Consider the following 26,354-nt stretch of genomic DNA (forward strand, 5'->3'; position numbering starts at 1 on the left):
TTATTACAAATTATTTACGGTTTGAAGTGATATATTGACGGTCAAAATGGAAAAATGATACAATGATTTCAGAAAGAAAGGGGGCGAAAGCATGAGAAGTGCATCTGAATTTAGGCAAATGGCGCGTGAGACACTGCGCGGAAACTGGAAACTTGCGATGGGAACGGGATTAGTAGCGTCCCTGATCGGTGCGGAGATTGCCGATACGGCGCCAAATGGAATATCAGAGCTGCAAAAAGTGATACAGGCACGACCGGAAGTGAAGAATGTGCTGACGCAGGTATTTCCGATGCGCAGCATGCTTCTGCCCTGGGTGCTTTTGCTTATCTGGGGCTTGATGGTGGTTATTATTGGAGGTGCGGGGCAGATGGGATACGCCCGTTTCCATCTGAATCTGGCAGAGAAAAAGGAAGCGTCCTTTTCTGATTTATTTTCCCAGTTTTCGCGGATCACAGATGGCGTGGCGATGGTATTTGTGCGCGGCTTTTATATATATTGCTGGACCTGCCTGTTTTTCGTTCCGGGTTTCATAAAGACGTACAGCTATGCGATGACACCATATGTGCTGATGGAACATCCAGAATATTCCGCTAACGAGGCGATCACCGAGTCGCGCCGCCTGATGGATGGGAAAAAATGGAATTTATTCTGCCTGACCTTTAGCTTTATCGGCTGGCGGCTGATCTGCAGCATTCAATATATAATACCAGCGGTTCTTTTGTATACACAGGGAAGGCTCAGTGGTGTGACCGTGCTGTTTCTGGCAGTGCTGTTTCTGGCAGTGCTGATGAGACCGCTCAATATCGGCTATCTGTTTCTGCGCCCATATGAGGAGGCGGCATTTGCGGCATTTTATAGGGACGTGCGGGATGAGAAGAGGCAAATAGAAGAGATAGAAATGCAGGATAAGTGGAGTGAGAATGAGCCGGAGAAAAGTGAAAATGCGTGAACTCTGTCTGTACAAAAATGAAATCATTTGCATAGAACTGTGCTTGTGTAAGGATAGACGGAACAATAAAAATCTTTGAAAATCAAATTGGCGAAAGCCCAAAATAAGAATCTGCAATCAAAAATTTCCTCAGAAAGTGGTCAAAATGAAAGCTTTCTGAGGAGTTTTTTTGAGTTGTATTATTTATTTTGTTTTAGTCCATCCGTGCTTTCTCAGACAGCAAATGTTTCTGGCAATAGAAGAATGCCGGAATCAGAAATGCATCGGCGAGCAGCCATGCAAGCGGCGAGGCAAAACAGATGATGATGTAGCCAAAGATCGGCACCAGCAGGAAGCCGACCATGGCGCGGGCGATCATTTCGCAGACACCCGCCAGGATGGCGAGCAGGCTGTAGCCCATTCCCTGAATCGTGAAACGCCATACATTGACGATTGTCAGAGGTATGTAGAACAGGGAGTTGAAGGTCAGGAACTGGTGCGCCTGATGGATTACAACTGTTTCCGAGGCATCGACGAAGAGAAGCGGAATCACGCCGCCAAACACAGTCAGCACGATACACGCCGCAATGGAGTAGATGCCGCCGATGAGAGTTGCGGACCGGACGCCCTGGCGGATGCGGTCTACCTTTCCGGCACCGGCGTTCTGTCCGGCGTAGGTTGCCATCGTGCCGCCCAGCGCGTCAAACGGGCAGCAGAAGAACATGCCGATCTTCTGACCTGCGGTGACGGAGGCAACCGCGATGGAACCTAAGGAGTTGATGGCAGTCTGGATGACAACCGAGCCGATCGCGGTAATCGAATACTGGAGTCCCATCGGCACACCCATTTTGCAGAGAATGTAAATGTGTCTGCCGCTGATGCGCGTTTCCTCATGGTGCATATGCAGGATTTCAAATTTTTTCTTCATATAGATCAGGCAGAGAATACCGGATACTGCCTGAGAGATAACAGTTGCATAGGCAGCTCCGGCGGTGCCGGTTCCGATCTGTACGATGAAAAGCAGATCCAGCGCAATGTTTAAAAGGCTGGATAAAATCAGGAAATAGACCGGCGTTTTGGAGTCGCCGAGCGCACGGATGATGCCCGCCAGCGTATTGTACAGGTAGGTTGCCGGAATACCGGCGAATACGAAGAAAATGTAGCTGTACGCGCCGTCAATGATATTGTCCGGCGTCTGCATCCAGACGAGAATCTGGCGTGTCATCAGGCAGACGATCACGGTCATGACCACGGCAAAACAGGAGGCGATCCATCCGGCATTAGCGACGAAACGGCGCATGTCCTTGTAATCCTGTGCGCCGAACCGCTGTGCAACCGGAATGGAAAACCCGGTGCAGACGCCGATGACGAAACCGTTAATCATAAAGTTGATGGCGGAGGTGGAACCGACCGAAGCCAGTGCATCGACACCGAGAAATTTTCCAACAATGATCGTATCGACCATGCTGTAAAACTGCTGGAACAGAAGTCCCATCAGCATCGGAACCGCAAAGCCCAGAATCAGCTTCGCCGGGTTTCCATTTGTCATATCTTTTATGGTAGAGCGTTGCGAAGAGCGGCTCATGGAAAAATCATCCTTTCTAAAAAACGATTATAAAACTCTGAGAGTAGATTTTATAAGAAATACATAAAATTGGCAATCCGAAAAATCACGAAAAAAAGAAAAATAGAGGCACTTTTTTTGTGATATAGAAGCGGGCTGGTCAGCACGCGGTATTTTACAATCAGTGACATACATGGTATCATAACGGATAGAGTGATTTTTATTTCATAGGAAATTACGTCCTATGAAACAAAAAACGCTTCGCGAGGATGCGCACTCGCGCGAAGCAGAAACATGTCGCAAGCGACCGCGCGAGACGCCCGAATGTGCCAAGGCACATTCTTTTTCATATAGAACGGAAATGAGGGTAACATACATGAAGAGACTGGCGGTGGGAATCCTGGCGCACGTAGATGCGGGGAAGACAACATTATCAGAGGCGATGCTCTATGCGGGCGGCATGATCCGCCATCTGGGGCGGGTGGACAAGGGCGATGCGTTCCTGGACACATATGAATTGGAGAAAAAGCGCGGAATCACGATTTTTTCCAAGCAGGCGCGGCTTGCATGGGATGATATGGATGTGACGCTCTTGGACACGCCGGGACATGTGGATTTTTCAGCGGAAATGGAGCGGGTGCTTCAGGTGCTGGACTATGCGGTGCTGGTTATCAGCGGTTCAGACGGCGTGCAGGGACATACAAGGACGCTGTGGCGGCTGCTGGCGCGCTACCAGATTCCGGCGTTCCTTTTTATCAATAAAATGGATCTGGCGCCGGGACGGGAACAGGAGATCCTGCGCGACCTAAAAGAGTCGCTGGGCGGCAACTTCGTTGATTTTGGTGCGGACGGGACGGAAAGTTTCTATGAAGAGGCAGCAGTCAGCGGCGAAGCGGAATTGGAGGAATTTCTGGAGACGGGACAGGTGTCTAAAGATGCGATCCGCAGCCGGATTGCCAGCCGGGATCTGTTTCCGTGTTATTTTGGTTCGGCGCTCAAAAATACGGGCGTGGAAGAATTTATGCGCAGTTTGGAAGAATATACGCTGGAACCAGTGTATCCGGACGAATTTGGGGCGAAAATATTTAAAATTGTGCGCGACAGCCAGGGCGAACGCCTGACTTATATGAAGATCACGGGCGGCGTGCTGCATGTCAAAGACCGGATCGGCGAGGAAAAGGTAAATCAGCTCCGCTTGTATTCAGGCGATAAGTATGAGGCGGTGAGCGAGGCACCGGCGGGCATGATCTGTGCGGCGACGGGACTTTTGCACACGAAACCGGGCGAGGGGCTTGGAGTCTGTGAAATGGGCGCGGAACCGGTGCTGGAGCCGGTTTTGACGTATCGCGTCGAGCTTCCGGAGGATGTGGATGCGGCGGCGATGCTGCCGAAACTGCTTCAATTAGAGGAAGAAGAGCCGGAGCTGCATATCGTGTGGGAAGAGGAGAAAAAGGAGATCCACGCCCAGATCATGGGCGAGATCCAGATGGAGATCTTAAAAAGCCTGATTGAGGAGCGGTTTGGAGTCGAGGTGCGCTTTGGCGGACGCAGTATTGTATACAAAGAGACCATCACCGATACGGTCGAGGGCGTCGGGCATTTTGAGCCGCTGCGCCATTATGCGGAGGTACATCTGCTTCTGGAACCGGGAGAGCCGGGCAGCGGGCTGGTGTTTGATACCGATTGCAGCGAAGATATTTTAAGTAAAAACTGGCAGCGGCTGGTGCTGACGCATCTGGAAGAAAAGATACACCGGGGCGTTCTGATGGGGGCGCCGATCACGGATATGAAAATTACGCTGAAATCGGGACGTGCCCATGTGAAACATACAGAAGGCGGCGATTTCCGACAGTCCGTGTATCGGGCGGTTCGTCAGGGGTTGATGCAGGCGCATTCGGTGTTGTTGGAACCGTTTTATGCTTTTCATTTGACGATACCGGACAAGATGGTAGGACGTGCGATGACCGACCTGGAGCGGCGGTTTGCCGTTTTTGAGGGACCGGCGCTGGAGGACGGGCAGGCAATATTAACCGGACGTGCCCCGGTATCGGCACTCGATGGATATCAGACGGAGGTGACGGCGTACACGGGCGGATTGGGACAGATGATCTGCACGCTCGATGGCTACGGACCGTGCTACAATGAAGAAGAAATCATTGCGGCAGCCGGGTATGATCCGGATGCGGATTTGGCAAACCCGAGCGGATCTGTTTTCTGTACGCACGGAGCGGGATTTGTCGTCAACTGGGATGAGGTCAAAGATTACATGCATCTGGAAAGCTGCCTGGGCGATTCCAATGGAAAACGGCGGATGGATGCGATCCCTGAGCTGGGTGCGCGCTCCTCGGATGGACAGGGCGGCGGCGCTTCGGAAGAAATGTGGATCGGAACGGACGAGGTCGATGCGATTCTCGCTCGCACCTACCATGCAAATAAAAAGGAAGACGGCGGAAAACGCCGGTGGGGCGGAAAGAGCAAACGCCCGGCGGAAACCTATGGTGCCGGAGTGTACGGAGAGACGGCGCGGAGGCAGGAAGCGGTGAGACAGAAGAGCGATTCGAAAGTCGGGACAGCTGAAACTTTGGCATCTGGAAGTGAAGGAAAATCGGGAAGTTCTGTGGCTGGAAATGCAGGAAAATTGGAACATGCAGGCAAAGCGCCGGAAAGTGGCGGAGCGGGCAGCAGAACCGGCGGCTCCAAAGGGAAAATGGCATCGGCGGTACGGGAATACTTGCTGGTAGATGGCTACAACATTATTTTCTCCTGGGATGAGTTAAATGAGCTGGCGAAGATCAACATTGATAGCGCCCGTGGTAAGCTGCTGGATATTCTCTGCGATTATCAGGGAAGCCGCGGTATCGAGGTGATAGCGGTGTTCGACGCCTACCGGGTGCAGGGACACCGGACGGAGGTGACGGATTACCACAACATTCATGTAGTCTTTACGAAAGAGGCGGAGACAGCTGACCAGTACATCGAGAAATTTGCCCATGAAAATGGGCGGAAATATACGGTGATGGTAGCGACCTCCGACCGTCTGGAACAGATCATCATCCGTGGGCAGGGCTGCGGGCTGTATTCGGCGCGGGATTTTGAGGAAGAGGTAGACCGTGTGAAGAATCAGACACGTGAGCATACCAACCGACCGCATAGCGGACATAAAAATTATCTGCTGGATTCGGTGCCGGAGGAGGTGCTGCGGCAGGTGAAGAAGGACGAGTAATGTATAAAAAGCGGATTTTCGTATAGATTACTCGAAGGCATGAATCAGATCCTTCTGCATAAATTTCATCAGTTCTGCTGCCGCAGGCGACTGCATTTCCCGTGCGGGGGCGGCGATGCCGATCTCAAAGGACGGGGAAGCGTCGAGCGGCAGTGTCACAACCGGTCCATCCCATGAGCTGGAAGTAGTGAAGTTTTAATGACTAAGGATGAATGGTACAGGCAGTTATTTGAGCGACTGGATAATTCAAAGTTCCGAAGCAGTTTTCATCTGAAACAGAAAGATATTGATTACATACATGAAAAAGGGTTGGATACAATCCGGCAACATGTAAAGGAATTTATTGCAAAGAGAGAAGCTCCCGCATATATAGCGAATGATGGTAAACAAACACCGATGAAAGGTCACCCAGTATTTATTGCTCAGCGCGCAACGGCAACATGTTGTAGGGAGTGCATACGAAAGTGGCATAAAATGCAGCCAGGCAAGGAATTGAGTCAGGTGCAGCAGGATTACCTTGTAGATGTAATTATGACATGGATTCAACGAGAAATGGAGAGGCAGGAACAAAAAATATGAGTTTGAAAAATGTATTGATCATTGTTGATAATATTGACGAATCAATTGATTTTTATGAAGAACTGTTTGGATTGCGTGTGATTACAAGGCTGGAAGGTAATGTAATAATGTCTGAGGGGCTTGTATTACAGGATGTAGATGTATGGTATGACAGTACAGAAATACCTACAACTCCACATAACAATATGACAGAACTTTATTTTGAAGATAATGATATAGAAGGTATTATTGAAAAACTGGAGTCTGGCAAGTATGTTGTAAGTTATGTTACGGAATTAATGGAACTTGAAGGTGGACAGAAGCTTGTAAGATTTTATGATCCATCAGGAAATCTTATAGAAGTACGAACACCAGTTAATCACAACTGATATGATGTGGATTTGAGGAAAAATATGCAGATATTTGTAGATGCAGATGCGTGTCCGGTAGTGGACATTGTTGAGACAATAGCAGGAAAATACAATATTTCCACCACATTGCTGTGTGATACGAATCATATTTTGTATTCTGATTACAGCGAGGTGATTGTAGTAGGTGCAGGAGCAGATGCTGTAGATTATAAGCTGATTAGTATTTGCCATAAAGGGGATGTAGTAGTATCTCAGGATTATGGTGTCGCTGCTATGGCTCTTGGAAAAGGTGCATATGCTATTCACCAATCAGGCAAGTGGTACACGAATGAGAACATAGATCAGATGCTTATGGAGCGACATCTTAACAAGAAGGCAAGGCGTAGCTCTCATAAGAATCATATGAAAGGACCGAGAAAGCGTACAGAAGAAGATGATGTACGCTTTGCACAGTCCTTTGAAAAACTTATACTGATGGCAAAGTCAAAAGAAGGTACTCAGAGTGGGACTATTTAAGAAAAAGATAGTTACAAAGACATATGATAAAGAAAATAAGAAACCAGTAATCAAAGCGAGCATATGTAATGGCGAGCAGGTTGCAGGCTTTAAGGACATTCATACAGGTAAGATAGAAGAGATTATGCTGATTAAGAACCAGGCAGACCTTGATGCATTCAAGAAAATGTATGGAATAAATGGAGAGATAGAGAAGGAATACTGATATGAATATACAGATATTTGGAACAAAGAAATGCAATGATACTAAGAAGGCGGAGCGTTTTTTCAAGGAGCGGGGCATAAAGTATCAGTTCATTGATATGAAAGAAAAAGGTATGAGCAAAGGAGAATTTAATTCAGTAGCTCAGGCAAATGGTGGATTAGAAAATATGGTTAATTGGGATGGCAAGGACAAGGATTTACTTGCTCTTATTAAGTATATCGCAGATGAAGATAAGCTCGACAAGGTGCTTGAGAATCCACAGGTAATTAAAACACCAGTAGTAAGAAACGGAAAGCAATCAACACTTGGTTATCAGCCGGATATCTGGAAAGGATGGAACTAAATGTACTTAATTAAGACTTTAATGGGAGACATAACAAAAGTAACAGAGGTGCAGGCAATCGTGAATGCAGCAAACAACTCTCTTCTTGGTGGAGGCGGTGTAGATGGTGCGATTCATAGAGCAGCAGGACCGGAGCTTCTGGCGGAGTGCAGGACACTTCACGGATGTGAGACTGGAGAAGCAAAGATAACAAAAGCCTATAATCTGCCATGTGATTATGTGATACATACTGTAGGAACGATATGGAATGGTGGAAGGAATAGAGAAGAGGAACTTCTTGCTAACTGCTATTTTAATTCCATGAAGCTGGCAATGGATAATGGAATCAGGTCTATTGCATTTCCTTCTATATCAACGGGAGTATATAGTTTTCCGGTTGAGTTGGCAGCAAAGATTGCAGTACATACAGTAAACGGGTTCTTGCAGGATAATCCGGACAGCTTTGATTTGGTGGAATGGGTGCTGTTTGATACTTATACTGAATCAGTATATGAAGCAGAGGTTGATAAGTTATATGACAAATAAAATGACAAAAGGGAGCTTTTATGTACGCTGAAAAAATAAATTATGATGATATTGAAATGTCGAGCAGGTTACGGAATATTCTCAGAAGAAATGGATTTGAGTCATTGGAAGTATTGAGAGAATATCCAAAGGAACATTTTATAAAGTTTCGTAATATGGGGCAGGCGGCACTACAGGAATTATATCAGATTTGTGAAGAGCAAGGCATAAAGCTTCATAGTGTGAGAGAATTTAAATTTTCTATTGGTTATATTTCACATCAAATTGGCGAGGAGATGATTTAGTGATTTCAAAGGTTGTATTTGAAATTAAAAATAGCATTAGAAGTTGGAGTGATCAGGAGATTTCTTTTTCTTCAAAAAATATGAGGAATGTTTCAATAATTATAAAGGATATAAAGTGTGAATTGGCTGTAGATGGAAATAGTGAAGATGACAATCTGCAGTAAATATGGATGAATTGAAACGAATTGCGATTACCTTTCACTCTTCGAAAGGACTGGAGTTTGAACAAGTAGTTTTGTTTGTGTCTGACTATAAACTGTCAAGTGAAGAAGATGTTTATAACCATTATGTTGCAGCCACAAGAGCTAAAACCAAGCTAATTTTGGTATATGTCAATGGTGATTGGAGTGCAGGCCAATTTGCAAAGAATATAAATAATATATTGGGGAAGTCTGGCTTAAAAATGAAGAATGTAGCAACTATAGTTAACTGTACCGAATGCATCAGTGATTAGGAAAAAAGGTCTCTCAATACCAAGTACGCATGGTATTGGGAGATCTTTTTCTTATAGGTGTACACGCAAAGCATTAGTTGACGCAATCCTAATCATGCTTTTATGTAAATCAGTGTATTTTACGGAATATCGTCGAAAACCTAAGTATCCTGTGGCGGCAAAAATCCAACAGCCAAACTCGGAAAATGTTGATATTTTTGCCGATGATGTGATATAATATGTAATAGATTAACGTAGTTTTGAGGATAGATTTTATGGCGGAGGATCATAGATGCGATATCTTTCAGTTGCTGAAATAGCGAAAAAGTGGGATGTGTCAGAGCGCAGTGTTAGAAATTACTGCGCCCAGGGGCGTGTGAACGGTGCGTTTCTTACCGGCAAGACATGGAACATTCCGAAAAACGCAGAAAAACCGGAGCGTATCAACAAAAGAAAAGAAGGACCAATTACTCTGTTGGATATTCTGAAAGAGCAGAAGGTAAGTAAATATTCCGGTGGAATCTACCATAAAACACAGATTGATTTGACATACAATTCCAACCATATGGAAGGAAGCCGCCTGACGCACGATCAAACCAGATATATCTTTGAAACCAACACCATTGGCGTAGAAAAAGAAGTGCTAAATGTGGATGACGTGATCGAAACAGCAAATCACTTCCGCTGCATTGACATGCTTATTGATCATGCAAAAGCAGCTCTGACGGAGAAGTTCATCAAAGAACTTCACTTGGTTTTGAAGAACGGCACCAGTGATTCCAGAAAAGATTGGTTTGCTGTTGGCGAGTATAAGAAACTCCCGAATGAAGTCGGCGGCAGGGATACAGCCCTTCCGGAAGAAGTTGCCGATAAAATGAAGGCCTTGCTGACGGAATATAGCGCTAAGGAAGAAAAGACCTTTGAAGATATTCTGGACTTCCATGTGAAGTTTGAGCGGATCCATCCGTTCCAGGACGGCAACGGCCGTGTGGGCAGATTGATCATGTTTAAAGAGTGCCTGAAATACAATATCGTTCCTTTCATCATTGAGGACGATCTGAAGATGTTCTATTACCGAGGGCTAAAGGAATGGGACAACGAAAAAGGCTATCTGACAGATACCTGCCTGACTGCACAGGATAAGTATAAAGCGTATTTGGATTATTTTAGGATTGGGTATTAAGGAAGTAACTTTTAAAATGTAAAAAACACATTCGATTTGAAGTGAATATATAGATCATAATTGCAGAATTATGTAGCGTTGCTTCATGTGTCCAGTTTTAGCTTACCACATCAGGCTGAAATCCAGAATTAAAAATTTCATACACAGAAATTATAAAACTGTGTGTGAAATTATCGATTAATTCAATTTGGATGATATAATAAAATATAAGCACCGAAGCAAATTGATTGTGTGTAGTTTTTAATAAAAAGTTGGTGAATATGTGGATAAGGAAACTCTTTCAAAACAGGTAATTATAGAAAAGGGCGGTATTGCAAAAACATCAGATTTTGTTGCAGCTGGCATACCCGCTGTTGATGTTGTGAATCTTTGTAATACCGGATACCTTGAACGCATTCGACACGGATACTATCAACTTGCCGATTGGGACACATCTTCTGAAGAACAACTTATTGCAACATTGATTCCAAAGGCAATTATTTGTGTGAAATCGGCTCTTTTTCATTATGGTTATAGTGGCTTTGCACCTCGGAAATGGTCGATTGCTGTTCCGAGATCTATGTCTCGGACAAAATTGGATGTAGATGCACTGGCTTTGCAAACGTATTATGTTCAACCAGAAATATATGAACTGGGGAGAGTAGCGGATGATTTTTCCGGGGTTAAGCTCTCCATATATGATCGAGAGCGTACGATTTGTGATTGCTTCAAATATCGTTCAAGGCTTGATCATGAAATATTTAGTAAGGCATTGAATGCTTATGCAAAGGATGAGAGGAAGAATCTGCAAAATCTTTCCATATATGCAAAAAAGCTAAGGGTGTACAAGAAAGTCAACGAATTGATGTCAGTGCTGCTGGATGGCTGATATTATTGTATCTATGCTCATGTGGTTACCTGAATTATTTAAAAATTGTTTATGAGCATCTTATATAGAGAAAATAATGATAGGAATTATGTGAAAGCGAGACGATGAGTATGTTAATGAATACGGCTGAGTATATTTCCATTATTGAAAATATTAAGAGTGAAATTACTGCGGCACAATATCGTGCGGCAGTTCATGTGAATGCAGATATGCTGCTTCTTTATTATGATATTGGTTGCGTAATCAATGAACATAAATCATGGGGAAACAAGTTTATTGATAACCTTGCAGCAGATATTCGAATTGCTTTTCCAGAAAGCAAAGGATATTCTGTTCGTAATTTGAAGTATATGGCAAAATTCGCAGAGATTTATCCAGACCGAGAATTTGTGCAACAGGTTGTTGCACAAATTCCATGGGGTCACAATATAGTTCTTCTGGATAAGGTCGCTGATATGGATGAACGTAAATGGTATATTAAAAAGTCAGCGGAAAACGGCTGGTCTCGAAATGTTCTTGTCCATCAGATTGAAAGCAACTTGTATCAGAGACAGGTTCTGGCAGATAAAGTTACAAATTTTGATCACCGCTTACCGTCTCCGCAAAGTGAACTTGCGGTGCAGACAATGAAAGACCCATATGTATTTGATTTTATTCCTTTCCGGGAAGATATGCTCGAACGGGATATTGAGCAGGCACTTGTTAGGGATGTCACCAAGCTCCTTCTGGAGCTTGGAACAGGGTTTGCATTTCTGGGAAACCAGTATCACCTGAATGTAGGCGGCGATGATTTTTACATTGATTTGTTGTTCTATAACCTGAATCTTCGCTGTTATGTAGTTATCGAATTGAAAACCGGTGATTTCAAGCCGGAATATGCTGGTCAGCTAAACTTTTATCTGTCAGCCGTGGACGGCATTTTGAAAAAAGAGCAGGATAATCCGTCCATTGGTTTGCTTCTGTGCAAAAGCAAAAATAATGTGGTCGCAGAATATTCGCTCAAAGATATTTCAAAGCCGATTGGTGTAAGCGAATACAAAATAACTAGTAGTTTGCCGGATAATCTGGAAAAGCAGCTGCCATCTGTTGAAGATATTCAGAAACGGATTAAATAAACATAAGAAATGTATACTGTAAGTATTATGAAGTTGTGTATATACTTTTTCATACAGGTATGCGTATTTCAGAATTTTGCGGCCTTACAATTAAAGATGTTGATTTAGAAAATCGAATTGTAAATATCGAGCACCAGCTTCAGAGATTATCCGATATGACGTTGGTTATTGAGCCAACAAAAACTTCCGCTGGAACAAGAAAAATTCCGGTAACAGAGGATGTTGCAAAATGCTTTCAAGCCATCATCGAAGACTGGGAGAAACCAAAGGTAGAAAAAGTGGTGGATGGATATACTGGGTTCCAGTTTTTGGATGACAAAGGACTGCCATTAGTGGCAATGCATTGGGAACATTGCTTTAACCACATGGTGAAGCGGTACAATGATATCTATCGGGTGCAGATGCCGAATATCACGCCGCATGTTTGCCGGCACACGTATTGTAGCAATATGGCGAAATCCGGCATGAATCCAAAGACACTGCAGTACCTTATGGGGCATAGCGATATAGGAGTTACGCTTAACACCTATACGCATTTAGGCCTTGAGGATGCAGAGGATGAATTGAAGCGTCTGGAGGACCTGCAGAATGCCAGAAAGGAACTAGAACGGACACAGGGAGAAAAAACGGTGTCACAGAAGATGTTTAAAGCAATATAAGGATAGTTAGTTTGGAGGCGCTCTGGCGATAGCTGTGGCGTTTTTTGTTATGGAAAAGAGAAGAAAATGACGATATAATAAATAGCATATCGGATTGGATGATAATTAAAATGTTATATGGGGTAGAGGTGAACGAATGTCGAATAAAATTAATTCGGTTAAAGAAAAATTGATTAATGATTATATAAAGAAAATTGATATGGCAATTGATAATTATAATTTGTCAATAGAACCAGATGAAGAAATCGTTAATTTGTTAATTGAAATAGTAAATGTTTTTGGAAATGATATACCAAATTTACAAGGAAGTTTATTGATAAGGACAGGAACAGAAATAAGAGATGCAAACACTACGAGAGCAATACTGATAAAGTATTTGGCTGACAGCGGAATCGAATATAAAGGTAAAAGCATCGAAGAAAATGTAAATGAGAAAAGATTTTGGAATTCGTTTATTCATTGGTTTGAAACAGAATTACCTGGTTTGGAACTGTTGGATGGTAAATATTTGCGATGGGATAATTGGGATGGAGGAATATGGCTTTTAGATTTGGATTATGACCATGAATTTACCTTGTATAGAGGTACAGTTTATCCAGATTCGTTGAAAAATAATACAGGTGATTTTAATGATATAAAGGCATTTATAGAGATTGCATATAAGTATTGGATTATTAACTCCGGAGAATGTCATTACAAATTCACTATAGAAGTAAATGATAGATTTAAAATATTTAAATTACCATATAGATTACAAAGTGGGATTGTAATAAAGCAAGGATATAAAACAACATTTCCTATTGATAAAATTATTAATTATAGGATGTTTGAGCGTAAAATACAGTTTTCGGAAGATATGATTAATAGCAAAGATTTGATGGAAAAGAAAAGTGCGTTAGATTTTATTATTGATGCACTGCAATATCTTATATCTACTCAAGGAGACAGTAGAAATGAGCAGTATAAAACATTGGCTTTGAGTGTGAGTGATAATATGGATGGCAAAGTTTATGCTGTTGTAAAAAAAGAGTTGGAAGAATTAATGAAATTGTCTAATGAGTATTTTGATGTAAGACACAATGATTATTTGAATGCGGCAAAAGAAAAGAGAGAGGCGTTAAATGATTCACTGTTTATCGAATACTTGTATAATCGTGCTTATGCAATGTTGTATTTGCTTAGATTAAAACATAAAGAGACAAACGAATGTGAATAATACTTTCTTATGATTGGAGATGAAAGATAAATGGAAAAGTATAAAGAACCACAAATATATATAGTTAATAACAGAGAAATAACAGAAAGGTTGAGTCAGAATTATATTGTTGCAACTGGTGATCTGGGAGTGGTTAAAACTGTTGAGTACGAAGAATATGTGAATAAGAGATATGTTGACCTAGAATATAGTATGATAAGTAATTTGCATGAATATAGTGTGGTCATAATTGATTTACAAAATGAGAATGATACAAGACACTGTTTAGAGGATGATGAACCGGATGGTATACCATATTTATTTGAGTTGAGTTTTCCTCAGAAAGAATTTAGACCTAGTCCTCTTGTTTTGAGCATTATGAAAGACAAGTTAAAAACAAAAGCACTGAAAATTATTTTTGCGGGAAGTAGTTATTCGGAAAAATATAATATTATAGAAGTGTTAAAACAAAATCAATATAGCTATCCGAGTGAAGAAGTACATAATATATATGAAACTATTCAAGCTAGTGCAACATCAAAATTCGGAAAGAAAATAATATCAGACAATAGCAATCTTGCAAATTTAATAGCAAAATATGTTAAAGGATATAATGTAATTTTTGAGTTACCAACAAAATGGGATAGAACTTCTCAAAAATCAATTGCAGATCCTAATTTCTTACCATTGTTAAAAAATCAAGATGGAGAGGTAGTTTCGTATATAGGATATTCAGAAAATTCAGGCTATGAACTGTTGCTTCCGTTTTGTGAAAAGAAGGATGAATTGATTGAAAGGTTAGTAACATCTGTATTGCCAGAAATATTGCCAGATTTTTTCCCTGAATCAAAAGAGTTTGAATGGATAAAAGAACAAGATTTTTTACCTAAAGAAATACTTGAACTTGAGAAAGAACGGACTTTAATTCAAGAACAATATAATTCGAAAATTAAGTCATTGAATGAGAGAAGAAATGCTATTGACCAGAAGTATAAATTTTTGAATGATTTGTTGATAGAAACAGGGGATAAGTTAGTTCAAGCTGTATGTACATACTTCAAGTGGCTTGGTTTTGCAAATGTAGAAGCAATTGATGGAAATGAAGATATTTTAAGAGAAGATATACAGATTTTGGAAGATGATAAATTATTTATTATTGAAGTTAAAGGTATTGGGGGAACATCTACAGATGCAGAATGTTCACAGGTAGCAAAACATAGACGAAGAAGAGAAAAAGAGCATCGTGACAAAGAAATATTGCCAATTTATATTGTGAATCATCAAAGGTATATAAGGCCTTCATTAAGACAAAATCCTCCATTTAGTGATAATCAAATAGATTATGCTAAAAATGATGAAAGAGGTCTTCTTACTACATGGCAGCTTTACAATCAATATAAGTTGATAGAAAATGGTATATTTACGAAAAAAGAAACAAGAGAATCACTAGATAAATGGGGGCTTATTTCGTTACTTCCAAAGAATTTAATTAGAGTGGGGATTTATGAGGAATATTTTAAGAAACCTAAAGCAGGTATATTGACACTTAACAATGTTAAATTGGAAGTTGGAAAAATGATATATGCAAAAAAAGATGGAAAATGGATTTGTACTTCTATTGTAAGTATACAGCTTAATGATAAGGATGTAGATCAAGTAGACAATGGTGAGGTTGGAATAGTAACCGATATTGAACTGGAAAAAGGATATGAGATTTTTGTCAAAATTGAGTAGTAACCCCACCCGCTTTTTACTCCGTTTCTACTACTTTTGCTGTACACATCTTGCAAAATTTTGCTAAGATTTGCATTTTATGTACAGAAATGACCAATACATAAAGAAAAATTAACACCGCGCAAAATGCTGCAAATGGCAGCAGAAAAGCGCCTTTTGAAAGGAGTTTATATGAGTATACGAGTGCTCTTCATCTGCCACGGCAACATCTGCCGTTCCACCCTAGCCCAAAGTGTCTTCACCCACAAAGTCGTATCCCAAGGGCTTTCCGCTCACTTCCTTATCGACAGCGCCGCCACAAGCACCGAAGAAATCGGCAATCCACCGCACCGGGGGACGGTGAATAAGCTGAGGAAGGTTGGAATTCCTCTGGTGCCGCACCGGGCGCGGCAGGTGACGTGGGCGGATTATGAGAAATTTGATTATATCATAGGTATGGACAGTGCCAATATCCGAAATTTAAACCGGATGCTGAAAGGCGATCCAGAGGGGAAAATATATAAATTCCTCACATTTGCAGGTTCAGACCGTGACATCGCGGATCCGTGGTATACGGGTGATTTTGACGCGACGTATGAAGATGTTCTGGAGGGCTGTGTGGGTTTTCTGGCATATCTGAAAGAACAGGGACAGATATAACCCAAAGTTTGATGAGTATTCATTTTAGGTTAAGATAGAAGGAACGGACTGTTTCTGTTGCAATTTATCAGTGTGCTGGAGGAACATCCGGGCGATTCGTGGATTAAAAAATATATTTTCCCGGGCGTAATGGTTCTAAGTCTCTGGGAAATGATTTCTTGTGGTTCAGCAGATGGATTTTATATCCTGGATGTAGAAAATCTACGTCTGCACCAGATTTTATTTACAAAAGGAATTGATAATGACTTGCCGATGACACGCTGGTATTAATAAGTGGAGTGCTTTTTTATTTCCAGCTGAATCCGTTCGCAGAGATCCTTGACCGTGACAAGCTCGATAAAATCCGTTTCCGGAATATCGATCTCGAAGCAGTCTTCGATTTCTGTGATAAAGTATACGATCAAAAATGAATCCAGCCCCAGATCGTCGATCAGGCGGTCAGCCGATGTCAGCGGGCGGGTGATTTCTACGTATTCTGATAGAATGTCTTTTATTTCAACCAGGATTTCTTCCTGCGTCAGTTCGTGTTTCATGAGAAGTTCCTCCTAATATATGTGATTCATGCAGCTATTTTTATTGTAAATTTAATATAGAATCTGTGTTTGTGAGATGATTCTATCTGTGTGTTTATTTTATCATGAAACTGCCCGCTTGAGTAGATATATCCCTTAAAATAGGAGGAGCCGACAGGAACGGACTCCTGTCGGCGTAGGTATGAAAAAGTATATTATGAAAGGTCTTTTGCCTTTACGCGTATTACTATATCGAAAAAATGTGATAAAAGTATGTTCGGAATGTGAAGAAATCATAAATTTCGGAAAATATTTTGGAAGTGGATGGGGGAATAAAAATGACACGCAGATATAAGTTTGTGCAATTTTATTCATAAAAATGAAAATATATGCGTGAAATTTCTGAAAAAGATAGAATGTAAAAAGGTAATATGATATAATGAGCGCAAGTGAGCCAGAAAGCTGCTTGCAGATTTATGGCGAACGGCGAATGGCGATCACGATAGCTGCGTCAGCAGCGGTAAGCATCGAAGATGCGAATCGTGATATAATATGAACACTTACAGAGAACTTGTCAAATTTAGTGTGGGTTATAGATGAACATTTGATGAATCTGAGATAAAGGAGAAAAATAATCAAAATAAAGATTCAAAAAAACATATCTACAAAGAAGAAGGCAGAACATCAGGCGGATGCAAAAGCATTTGCCGGAACGGGTTCAGAAAGGACAGGGAACGATGCGGGCGTTTACATTTGAAAATGCGACAAAGATTTATTTTGGCGGAGGTTGTGTGAAAGAGCACCTGCTGGAGGCGGTGAAGCCGTATGGGGAAACGGTGATGCTGGCATATGGCGGCGGCTCGATCAAGACGAATGGCATTTATCAGGAAGTGATGGATGTCTTAAAGCTGGCTGGAAAACAGGTGATAGAATTTTCTGGCATCATGCCGAATCCGACCTACAGCAAGGTAATGGAAGGGAAAAAAGTCGTACAGGAAAATCAGGTAGATCTGATTCTGGCAGTGGGCGGCGGTTCGGTCATGGACTGCAGCAAGGCGATCTCAATGGCGGCTGCGACGGACAAGGACGTCTGGGAGGAATACTGGATCAAAAAGGGCGAGATTGATTTTGAGCCGGTTCCGGTGGGCGTGATTGTGACCGTGGTCGGCACTGGAAGCGAGGTCAACGGCGAGGGTGTAATCACCCATGAGGAACAGAAAATTAAGACGAGCCGGAATTATCCGCGCTGCAATCCGGTGTTTGCGATGATGGACCCGAAATATACCTACACGGTTTCTCCACTCCAGACGGCAGCGGGCGGTTTTGATATGCTCAGCCATGTGATGGAGACATATTTCAGCGCACCGGATGAGGATAATCTTTCGGATGCGATCTCGGAGGCGCTGATGCGGAGTATTATTGCGAACCTGCCAGTGGCGATCCGGGAACCAGAAAATTATGAGGCGCGCAGCAACCTGATGTGGGCATCCACGATGGCGGAGATTGGCATTATCAAATTAGGAAAACAGTGTGATTTTGAGGCGCATATGATTGAACATCAGATGGGGGCTTACACGGACTGCAACCACGGCATGGGACTTGGCGTGATCCATCCGGCGTATTATCGTCGAATTTGCCGGGACGGCATCAAGAAATTTGTGAAATTTGCTGTAAATGTCTGGGGAATGTCACCAGATGGCGGCGATGAGGAAGAACTGGCATTTGGCGGAATTGACGCATTACAGGCGTTTATTCATGAGATTGGTTTGCCGGGGACGCTGCGGGAACTGGGAATCACAGATCAGAGCCTGCTGAAAACGATTGCTGATTCATGTATCCGCAATGACGGCGGGTATCGGCAGCTGACGCACGCGGAAATCTTGGATATTTTGGAAGAGTGCTATTAGTACAAAGGAGGAAAATCATGCCACACATTGCAATATCTATGTACCCGGGACGGAGCCGGGAAGAGAAGGCAGCGCTGGCTGAGAAGGTCAGAACGCTGGTATCAGAAGAATTAAAGAAGGATCCGAAGGTTGTGACGGTATCGGTTCATGATGTACCGGCTGAGAAATGGCAAGAATATTTGGATGCGATTCCGGGCGAGGAGAGATTCTATTAGAAGTCTAAGTCGGGGTTGCAGAAAGAGGCAAAAGATCATCCGACGATGGATAATATAGCTCAAGCAGTGTCGAAAAAATAAACTGCAAAAGATATATAATAATGAATAAAAAAGAACGGACTGTTCATAAATAGACAAAAAAGCATAGGATGTAGAGAATAGATATTTGAGCTGTGCCGGTTTACAGAGTATCATCTGTAAACCGGGCAGAAAGAAGCACATTTACGCGCATTACTTAGTGGATTTTGTCTGTATGAACAGTCTTTTTTGCAGCATTTTATAATTGAGAAAATATTTCATTTACTCCTTTTAAATTCCCACAAATATTTCTTGACATTTCCCAGTTACATTCATATAATGAACATATGAACAATGATTCATATAAATAAAAATATTTCAAAGAAATCTTGATAAAATCCTGCAAACTGCTTTCACGAAAGAAGCAGTGAAGCAGGGCAGAAATGCGTAGCATGAAGGGAGAAATCGGATGGCAATTCATGATGTAGAGTGCTGTGAGGAGTGTGCTGTTCACGATGAGGTTGTGCAGTCGGTCCGGGGAATGCTGCCGGATGACGATGATTTGTATGATCTGGCGGAGCTGTTTAAGGTATTTGGTGATTCGACGCGGATCCGGATTTTGTTTGTGCTGTTTGAGTCGGAGATGTGTGTCTGCGACATTGCACAGCTGCTTAATATGACGCAGTCGGCGATTTCGCATCAGCTTCGGATTCTCAAGCAGTCGCAGCTTGTCAAGAGCCGACGGGACGGAAAGTCGGTGTTCTATTCGCTGGCAGACGACCATGTTTACCGGATTATCAACCAGGGCTTTGAGCATATTAAAGAATAGCAAGTTCCTTGAATGATGATAATGGATTGAATGAATGTGAAAGCGGTGCTATCTGTAAAGAAAAAATTGCAGGTCTCGAAAAGCAAACATTAAAAATTTATAACTCAATAAAAAGAGGAGGATTATCATGAAGAAGAAATTTAAATTAACTGATCTGGATTGTGCAAACTGTGCAGCAAAGATGGAAGATGCGATCAAGAAGCTGGATGGAGTCAATGATGCGAGTGTCAGCTTTATGATGCAGAAAATGACGATCGATGCGGATGACGCACGTTTTGACGAGATCATGAAAGAGGTTGTAGAAGTGTGCAAGAAGGTGGAACCGGACTGCATTATTAATATGTAAACTTGGAAAAGGCATAATCGGGTCAAAAGCTGCTTTTTAAAAGAATAAAATCAGATTGTGTAATGCACAGAAGGGCAAAGTAAAAAGATATAGGCAAATGAGCTGTGCCGGCACATTTTCCTATATCTTTTTTTCTGGGAATGTGTTTCCAGAATGAAGGGAGGCTTTATGAATCAGAAGCAGAAAACGATGCTGAAGCGGATCGTTGCGGCGGCAATCGTATATATCGCGGCGGCAGCAGCGAAAAAAATGAATGTATTTGCCGGAATGCCGCAGCGGTGGACAGAGTTAGTCGTATTTTTAATTCCGTATCTGATTATTGGATGGGATATTGTATACAAGGCGTTCCGGGGGATTAAAAATGGTCAGGTGTTTGATGAGAATTTCCTCATGACAGTAGCGACGTTCGGGGCGTTCGGTGTGGGCGAGTTTTCTGAGGCGGTTGCGGTTATGCTGTTCTATCAGGTTGGCGAGCTGTTTCAGAGTTATGCGGTTAACCGTTCGCGCCAGTCGATCAGCGATCTCATGAATATCTGCCCGGAATATGCCAATATTGAAAAAGATGGACAGATAGAGCAGGTCGAGCCGGATGATGTGGAAGTGGATGACATCATCGTGGTACAGCCGGGAGAGCGGATTCCGCTGGATGGCGTGGTGGTAGAGGGTGAATCGATGATCGATACCTCGGCGCTGACTGGTGAATCGGTACCGCGCCGTGCGGCAGCCGGGGATGAAATCATCAGCGGATGTGTCAATGGCAGCGGGCTTCTGCGGGTGCGCGTGACGAAAGAATTTGATGATTCGACGGTGGCGCGGATTCTGGAGCTGGTGGAGAATGCCAGCAGCAAGAAGGCGAAGGTGGAGAACTTTATCACCCGGTTTGCCAGATATTATACGCCGGTGGTCGTGATCGCGGCGGTTGCTTTGGCATTTGTGCCGCCGATTGTGCTGGGCGGAGAATTTGGCGAGTGGATTCAGAGAGCTTGTATTTTCCTGGTAATTTCCTGCCCGTGTGCGCTGGTGATTTCGGTTCCGCTTAGCTTCTTTGGCGGCATTGGTGCTGCATCCCGCATCGGTGTGTTAGTCAAGGGAAGCAATTATCTGGAGGCAGTTTCGGAGCTGGATACGGTTGTATTTGATAAGACAGGCACCCTGACGAAGGGCGAGTTTAAAGTGACGGAGCTGCATCCGGCGGGAATCAGTGAGGATGAGCTTCTGGAGCTGGCGGCGTATGCCGAGAATTATTCGACGCATCCGATCGCGGAATCGATACGGGAGGCGTATCGTGAGAGAAAAGGCAGTTTGGCAGAAGCAAAAACTCAAAAGGCGAATGCGGGAACAGCAGAAATCGTTCTGGATGCTGACAATGACACAATAAAAGAGGTGCAGTCCAAAGAGGGTGTGCAGGGAGTGGTACGCAAACCCCTGATCGACTTAACCCGCATCGGTGAAACCAACGAGATTTCCGGTCATGGTATCGAGACAACGATCGACGGTCACATAGTTCTGGCGGGTAATGGACGCCTGATGAAGAGTAAAAATATACCGTATCAGGAATGCGACGGCATCGGCACTGTGATTTATCTGGCAAAGGACGGAAAATTTGCCGGAAGTATCCTGATTGCCGATACGATCAAGCCGGAGACGGAGGATGCGATCCGTGGACTGAAGGCGGCTGGAATCCGCCGTACTGTTATGCTGACGGGCGACCGGAAAGCGGTCGGAGAGGCGGTGGCTGCGAAGGTTGGCATCGATCAGGCGTACACGGAGCTGCTTCCGGCGGATAAGGTGCAGAAGGTCGAGGAGATGCTGGCGGAGATGACCGGAAAGCGGAAGCTGGCATTTGTCGGCGACGGCATTAACGATGCACCGGTTCTCTCCCGCGCAGATGTCGGTATTGCAATGGGAAGCATGGGAAGTGACGCGGCGATCGAGGCGGCGGACATTGTCCTGATGGATGATAACCCGGCGAAGATTGCAGGTGTGGTTAAAATCGGACGCAAGACAATGGCAATCGCGCACCAGAATATCGTGTTTGCTCTGGCGGTTAAGGCGGTTGTGCTTCTGATGGGCGCGGCTGGAGTGGCGAATATGTGGGAAGCCGTGTTTGCGGACGTCGGTGTTTCCGTCATTGCAATTTTAAATGCGATGAGGGCATTAAGAACTAAATAATCGCTAATATCAAAAAGCTATGGCGGAAGGAATACTTGATGGTTCCGGAAACTGTAGCTTTTTAAATTTGCGGCTCTAAGGGATTTATATATAAAACCAATATTTGCAAGTGGTAAAAGAATAGGAATAAGAAAGAAATCAAGGCTTGGGAAAGATAAAATGCTGGGAATCATACAGAATTTCCAAAATAGTTGTAATAATCCTTAATAAAATAGTAATTGAATCTGACGGAAGAATGAAGTATGATCAAATACCATAGGATATTAGACGGAAAGGAAGGAACAGGATGAAAAAATGGATGAAAACGGCGCTTGTCCTGGCTGCAGCGGTCTGCCTGAGTGTGGCGGCTGCGTTCACAGCACTGGCGGCGCAGACGTTTCAGATAACCGCTTCGATCGGCTCCTGTCTGATTGGTTCGGGGCAGAATACAGTGGATATTTTACTTTCAAGCAACGGTGATACAACGGGGACGGACGGAAAGATTTATCTGTTTGAATTGCGGCCGTATGAGTCGGAGATTGGAAGCCGGACTGATTATGTCAGCAGCGTAGGCGCAGGGGAGACGAGGACCGTCTCGATTCCTTTAAACAAGGGAACTGCCCAGGACCGCCTTTATAGCCGGTTTGTTCCGGCAGTGTTTGACGGAACTGCATTTACGGCAGTTGGCGCGGCACATTATATCACAAATCCGGAGGTGGTTGCATCCAATCAGGATGCGTTTAAGACGCCGCTGACGAAAAAGGGCTTGAATATCCAGTTAAATATGCTCAACGATGCATTTACACTGGGCGTCAAACATGTGGCAGTCAATATCGCATTTTCCCAGTTTTTAGGAAGTGGCATTGATTATGAGTACGATGGAAAAACGTATCATTTTAATAAGTCGGTGGTTGAAAATTATGACAAGGTGATCAGTACATATATCGGAAAAGATATATCCGTGACGGCGATCGTTTTAAATGACTGGAATGACGCGCACCCGGAATTGGTTCATGCGGGAACTGCGAAATCTTCGAGCGCCAATTATTATATGTTTAACACGAAGACACAGGAAGGGTTTGAGACAACGCGTGCGATCTTCGCGTTTTTGGCGGATCGTTACAGCGGCAAGAATCATAATTCAAATTATGCGAAGATTTCCAACTGGATTCTGGGCAATGAGATCAACAACCAGATTTGGAACTACATGGGACCGGCAGATTTGAATGCATATGTATCCACGTATCAGCAGGCATTCCGCACGTTCTACACGGCGATCAAGAGCACAAGTGCGAATGACCGGGTTTATTTTTCACTTGATTTCTGGTGGGGAGCTCCGTATGAGAACCTGAACGATCAGGTGCATTATACGGGCAAAGGCATTGTTGATACGTTTAACGCCTTGGCAGTAACGGAAGGCCAGATGGACTGGGGCATTGCCTACCATCCGTATCCGTACCCGATGACGGAACCGGAATTCTGGGATGATCCGGCAACGGGGCTGGTAACCGAGAGTGCAGATTCACCGATTGTCAACTTTGCAAACCTGCATGTACTGACCGATTATCTGAATCAGGATTCGATGAAGACAGCATCTGGCGAGGTGCGCCATGTCATTCTGACGGAGGAAGGATTTACTGCACAGAGTCTGACGCGCGGCGATGTGTCGGATATCCAGGCGGCGGCATTTGCATATTCTTACTATATCGTGGACAGCAACCCGTATATCGACGCGTACATTCTGAGTCGTCAGGTCGATGCGCCGTCAGAGGTAAGGGCAGGCTTAAGCTTCGGTCTGTGGTCCTGTGATATGAATCAGGGCAATGAGATTGTAGCGGTAAAGGATCGAAAGCTCTGGAGAGTTTTCCACGACATTGATCAGAAGAGATACACGCTGGAAACTTCGAATTTTGCAAAATCAATCATCGGAATTAATAAGTGGTCGGATGTGATTCCGAACTTCCGGTGGAAGTCTCTGGAACAGTAGCGGATGGTAGACAGAGACTTGTAGAACAAAAACTATAAGAAAAAAAGTATAAATAAAAAAGTGCCTTTCTTCTCGAAGAAAATTTCTTGAGAGGAAAAGCACTTTTTTTAGAAAATAAACGTATCTGATGTATCGGAGAACCGGGAGTCTCAGATACCATAGATGGTTTGCTGGATTTTGTCTCCGAATCCTGCCGATTTTATCAGATCTTGAGTTCTTATCAGATCTTATTGCTCTGTCTCCAGATATGCATCTTCTCAGCTTCCTTAATCAGCTGATCGCGGAACTGCGGATGTGCAACGGAGATGATAGCCTCGCATTTCTGCCAGGTTGCAAGACCCTTTAAGTTTACTTTACCGTACTCGGTTACCAGGTAGTGCAGGTTTGCACGTGTATCGGTTACGATGGAACCCTGATTTAAGGTCGGGAGAATACGGGACTGCAGCTCGCCAGCCTTGTTCTTGAAGGTGGAGGAGCAGCAGATGAAGCTCTTTCCGCCCTTGGACAGGTAAGCGCCCAGAACGAAGTCAAGCTGTCCGCCTGCACCGCTGATGTGCTTGATTCCTGCGGACTCTGCATTTACCTGACCGAAGAGGTCGAGGTCAACCGCGTTGTTGATGGACATGAAGTTGTCCAGGGCTGCGATGGTGCGGACGTCGTTGGTGTAATCAACCGGAGCACTCATGCAGGCCGGGTTGTTGTTTAAGTAGTCATACAGTTTCTTGGTACCAGCGCCGAATGCGTATACCTGACGGCCTTTGTCCAGTGCTTTGTGAGCGCCTGTGATCTTGCCGGCTGCGGCAATATCAACGAATGCGTCAACGTACATCTCGGTGTGAACACCCAGATCCTTTAAGTCGGATTTCGCAATCAGGGAACCAACTGCGTTCGGCATACCGCCGATACCTAACTGTAAGCAGGCACCATCCGGGATCTCGTCTACGATCAGTTTTGCAACTGCTTCATCGACATCAGTCGCTGCTGCGGCGCCTCCCATCTCTGCGATGGTCGGGTTGCTGCCCTCTACGATCATGTCTACGTTGGAGATATGAACGCCGTTCTCAAATCCGCCGAGGCAGACCGGCATATTTTCATTGACCTCTACGATGACAACCTTGGAAGTCTCGCAGCAGGCTGCCATATGGGAAGCATTTGGTCCGAAGTTGAAATAACCGTGCTCATCCATCGGAGCGACCTGGAATACAGCTACATCCGGTTTGGTTGCGGACTCACGATAGTATCTCGGAAGCTCGGAATAACGGATCGGAGCATAGAAGCTGAATCCCTGTGCGATTGCCTTTCTCTCGATACCGCTCATGTGCCAGGAGTTCCAGGTCATATGAGCTGCCGGGTTTTCGATCTTGAAGATCTCCGGTACCCACATCAGGATACCGCCGCGGAAGTTTACATTCTCCAGTTCCGGAAGACGTTTTGCGATAGCAGCATCGACTGCTACCGGAGTGCCGGTGGTCCAGCCATAGTCAACCCAGTCGCCAGATTTAACGACGGAAGCAGCTTTTTCAGCGGAAACCAGCTTTTCTGCATACAGTTTCTTGTAATCCATACTTATTCACCTTGTCCTTTTTAATAATATGAAGAAGTCCGTACAAATGCGTGATTCGGACATCCCCCGTTGTTTATCAGTGTATCATCTCCACTACCCCTTGTCAACGAAAGAGGCGGAGGACAAAATAGGGGAAAATGACGACATATTCATATTTATGAATTACAGATATAAGTGTATGTAAATAGAAAAGAAATGACTTTGTCTATTAATTCACAAACAAAATACCATGTTGGTTATAATGCCAGAGAAGACCACTTTTATTGAGAAAACGGAAGAAAAAAATTGTGCATTCCGCCTAAAGGAGATCAAAACGATGTAGAAATAAGTGGATTGTACGCGGAAAAATGAGAATCTTAAATCTTTATAAATCCATTGATAATTATTTGACAGGAGCCGCGTGGGGTGTTAAGATACAAATACACTATCATATTTATCACTATTTTACTATTTACTGCAGTTGTGTTATTTACGTGGTGGAT

Annotated in this window: 28 protein-coding genes and 1 pseudogene; 25 read left to right on the forward strand and 4 right to left on the reverse strand. The window is 43.7% G+C overall.

The features are described from left to right. Positions 1–91 precede the first annotated feature (91 nt). The gene (locus tag DXB70_RS09035; protein ID WP_117796885.1) at positions 92–949 is read left to right on the forward strand and encodes a DUF975 family protein; all 858 of its coding nucleotides are present in this window, start codon (positions 92–94) and stop codon (positions 947–949) included. Positions 950–1,142: 193 nt separating this feature from the next. Here DXB70_RS09035 and DXB70_RS09040 read toward each other — a convergent pair whose 3' ends face one another. Continuing rightward, complete coding sequence (locus DXB70_RS09040; protein WP_118673169.1) at positions 1,143–2,513, reverse strand: MATE family efflux transporter; 1,371 nt, start codon at positions 2,511–2,513, stop codon at positions 1,143–1,145. 355 nt (positions 2,514–2,868) lie between these two features. Here DXB70_RS09040 and DXB70_RS09045 point away from each other — a divergent pair, with 355 nt between their 5' ends. Continuing rightward, entirely contained in the window at positions 2,869–5,715 is a 2,847-nt protein-coding gene (locus DXB70_RS09045; protein ID WP_118673170.1) for a TetM/TetW/TetO/TetS family tetracycline resistance ribosomal protection protein, read from the forward strand. 27 nt (positions 5,716–5,742) lie between these two features. On the opposite strand, the gene DXB70_RS14560 is transcribed toward DXB70_RS09045, so the two are convergent. After that, complete coding sequence (locus tag DXB70_RS14560) at positions 5,743–5,874, reverse strand: hypothetical protein (protein WP_279221351.1); 132 nt, start codon at positions 5,872–5,874, stop codon at positions 5,743–5,745. A gap of 39 nt (positions 5,875–5,913) precedes the next feature. On the opposite strand from DXB70_RS14560, the gene DXB70_RS09050 reads away from it, so the two are divergent. The 17 genes and pseudogenes from DXB70_RS09050 to DXB70_RS09125 all read left to right on the forward strand — a co-directional run. Beyond that, the gene (locus DXB70_RS09050) at positions 5,914–6,294 is read left to right on the forward strand and encodes a DUF4186 domain-containing protein (protein ID WP_118638333.1); all 381 of its coding nucleotides are present in this window, start codon (positions 5,914–5,916) and stop codon (positions 6,292–6,294) included. Then, the gene (locus DXB70_RS09055) at positions 6,252–6,662 is read left to right on the forward strand and encodes a VOC family protein (RefSeq protein ID WP_337376326.1); all 411 of its coding nucleotides are present in this window, start codon (positions 6,252–6,254) and stop codon (positions 6,660–6,662) included. Before DXB70_RS09050 ends, DXB70_RS09055 begins: the two co-directional genes overlap by 43 nt. Positions 6,663–6,686: 24 nt before the next feature. Next, positions 6,687–7,160: a YaiI/YqxD family protein gene (locus tag DXB70_RS09060; protein ID WP_118492479.1), complete on the forward strand. Its 474-nt coding sequence runs from the start codon at positions 6,687–6,689 to the stop codon at positions 7,158–7,160. Then, entirely contained in the window at positions 7,147–7,365 is a 219-nt protein-coding gene (locus DXB70_RS09065) for an aspartate dehydrogenase (protein ID WP_118492477.1), read from the forward strand. The genes DXB70_RS09060 and DXB70_RS09065 overlap by 14 nt, the downstream gene beginning before the upstream one ends. Position 7,366: 1 nt before the next feature. Continuing rightward, complete coding sequence (locus DXB70_RS09070) at positions 7,367–7,708, forward strand: arsenate reductase family protein (protein ID WP_118492475.1); 342 nt, start codon at positions 7,367–7,369, stop codon at positions 7,706–7,708. Next, on the forward strand, positions 7,709–8,233 hold the full coding sequence (locus DXB70_RS09075) for an O-acetyl-ADP-ribose deacetylase (RefSeq protein ID WP_118492473.1): 525 nt from the start codon (positions 7,709–7,711) through the stop codon (positions 8,231–8,233). Positions 8,234–8,253: 20 nt separating this feature from the next. Then, positions 8,254–8,517, forward strand: coding sequence for a DNA-directed RNA polymerase subunit alpha C-terminal domain-containing protein (locus tag DXB70_RS09080; protein ID WP_118492471.1), 264 nt, complete (start codon positions 8,254–8,256; stop codon positions 8,515–8,517). Further along, positions 8,517–8,681, forward strand: a complete 165-nt coding sequence (locus DXB70_RS14160) for a hypothetical protein (protein ID WP_182430852.1) — start codon at positions 8,517–8,519, stop codon at positions 8,679–8,681. Before DXB70_RS09080 ends, DXB70_RS14160 begins: the two co-directional genes overlap by 1 nt. Before the next feature lie 2 nt (positions 8,682–8,683). Further along, positions 8,684–8,971, forward strand: coding sequence for an ATP-binding domain-containing protein (locus DXB70_RS09085; RefSeq protein ID WP_118492469.1), 288 nt, complete (start codon positions 8,684–8,686; stop codon positions 8,969–8,971). 271 nt (positions 8,972–9,242) lie between these two features. Then, positions 9,243–10,133, forward strand: coding sequence for a Fic family protein (locus DXB70_RS09090; RefSeq protein ID WP_118492467.1), 891 nt, complete (start codon positions 9,243–9,245; stop codon positions 10,131–10,133). Between the two features lie 262 nt (positions 10,134–10,395). Then, entirely contained in the window at positions 10,396–11,001 is a 606-nt protein-coding gene (locus tag DXB70_RS09095; protein ID WP_118492465.1) for a type IV toxin-antitoxin system AbiEi family antitoxin domain-containing protein, read from the forward strand. Positions 11,002–11,111: 110 nt separating this feature from the next. Further along, positions 11,112–12,116, forward strand: a complete 1,005-nt coding sequence (locus DXB70_RS09100) for a PDDEXK nuclease domain-containing protein (RefSeq protein ID WP_333489841.1) — start codon at positions 11,112–11,114, stop codon at positions 12,114–12,116. 59 nt (positions 12,117–12,175) lie between these two features. Further along, positions 12,176–12,775: a site-specific integrase gene (locus tag DXB70_RS09105; RefSeq protein ID WP_243099937.1), complete on the forward strand. Its 600-nt coding sequence runs from the start codon at positions 12,176–12,178 to the stop codon at positions 12,773–12,775. Positions 12,776–12,911: 136 nt separating this feature from the next. After that, the gene (locus DXB70_RS09110) at positions 12,912–13,991 is read left to right on the forward strand and encodes a hypothetical protein (RefSeq protein WP_243099938.1); all 1,080 of its coding nucleotides are present in this window, start codon (positions 12,912–12,914) and stop codon (positions 13,989–13,991) included. A 30-nt stretch (positions 13,992–14,021) separates the two neighbouring features. Next, positions 14,022–15,704, forward strand: a complete 1,683-nt coding sequence (locus DXB70_RS09115; protein ID WP_118673172.1) for a hypothetical protein — start codon at positions 14,022–14,024, stop codon at positions 15,702–15,704. A gap of 171 nt (positions 15,705–15,875) precedes the next feature. Then, positions 15,876–16,343, forward strand: coding sequence for a low molecular weight protein-tyrosine-phosphatase (locus DXB70_RS09120; protein ID WP_107001353.1), 468 nt, complete (start codon positions 15,876–15,878; stop codon positions 16,341–16,343). A 45-nt stretch (positions 16,344–16,388) separates the two neighbouring features. Next, positions 16,389–16,613, forward strand: a pseudogene (locus tag DXB70_RS09125) (SAM-dependent methyltransferase); the annotation flags it as partial. Here the strand turns inward: DXB70_RS09125 and DXB70_RS09130 are convergent. Next, positions 16,610–16,876 (reverse strand): phosphopantetheine-binding protein, encoded by a 267-nt coding sequence (locus DXB70_RS09130; RefSeq protein WP_107001355.1) that lies wholly within the window; start codon positions 16,874–16,876, stop codon positions 16,610–16,612. The pseudogene DXB70_RS09125 and the gene DXB70_RS09130 overlap by 4 nt on opposite strands. A gap of 716 nt (positions 16,877–17,592) precedes the next feature. Between DXB70_RS09130 and DXB70_RS09135 the strand changes: the two genes are divergently transcribed. The 6 genes from DXB70_RS09135 to DXB70_RS09160 all read left to right on the forward strand — a co-directional run bounded on the left by DXB70_RS09135 (position 17,593) and on the right by DXB70_RS09160 (position 24,308). After that, on the forward strand, positions 17,593–18,762 hold the full coding sequence (locus tag DXB70_RS09135; protein ID WP_107001505.1) for an iron-containing alcohol dehydrogenase: 1,170 nt from the start codon (positions 17,593–17,595) through the stop codon (positions 18,760–18,762). 17 nt (positions 18,763–18,779) lie between these two features. Beyond that, positions 18,780–18,977, forward strand: a complete 198-nt coding sequence (locus tag DXB70_RS09140) for a tautomerase family protein (protein WP_107001356.1) — start codon at positions 18,780–18,782, stop codon at positions 18,975–18,977. 487 nt (positions 18,978–19,464) lie between these two features. Beyond that, on the forward strand, positions 19,465–19,824 hold the full coding sequence (locus DXB70_RS09145; protein ID WP_022358591.1) for a metalloregulator ArsR/SmtB family transcription factor: 360 nt from the start codon (positions 19,465–19,467) through the stop codon (positions 19,822–19,824). Positions 19,825–19,951: 127 nt separating this feature from the next. After that, on the forward strand, positions 19,952–20,170 hold the full coding sequence (locus DXB70_RS09150) for a cation transporter (protein WP_022358590.1): 219 nt from the start codon (positions 19,952–19,954) through the stop codon (positions 20,168–20,170). Between the two features lie 168 nt (positions 20,171–20,338). Next, entirely contained in the window at positions 20,339–22,342 is a 2,004-nt protein-coding gene (locus DXB70_RS09155) for a heavy metal translocating P-type ATPase (protein ID WP_118638309.1), read from the forward strand. Positions 22,343–22,628: 286 nt separating this feature from the next. Next, positions 22,629–24,308 carry a DUF5722 domain-containing protein gene (locus tag DXB70_RS09160; RefSeq protein ID WP_118638308.1) on the forward strand — a complete coding sequence of 560 codons (1,680 nt, stop codon included), beginning with the start codon at positions 22,629–22,631 and terminating at the stop codon, positions 24,306–24,308. Positions 24,309–24,528: 220 nt separating this feature from the next. On the opposite strand, the gene DXB70_RS09165 is transcribed toward DXB70_RS09160, so the two are convergent. Then, positions 24,529–25,872 (reverse strand): butyryl-CoA:acetate CoA-transferase, encoded by a 1,344-nt coding sequence (locus DXB70_RS09165; RefSeq protein WP_107001359.1) that lies wholly within the window; start codon positions 25,870–25,872, stop codon positions 24,529–24,531. Between the last annotated feature and the right edge of the window lie 482 nt (positions 25,873–26,354).

The organism is Clostridium sp. OM05-5BH, assembly GCF_003481505.1.
In the GTDB taxonomy this organism is placed as follows: domain Bacteria; phylum Bacillota; class Clostridia; order Lachnospirales; family Lachnospiraceae; genus Otoolea; species Otoolea fessa.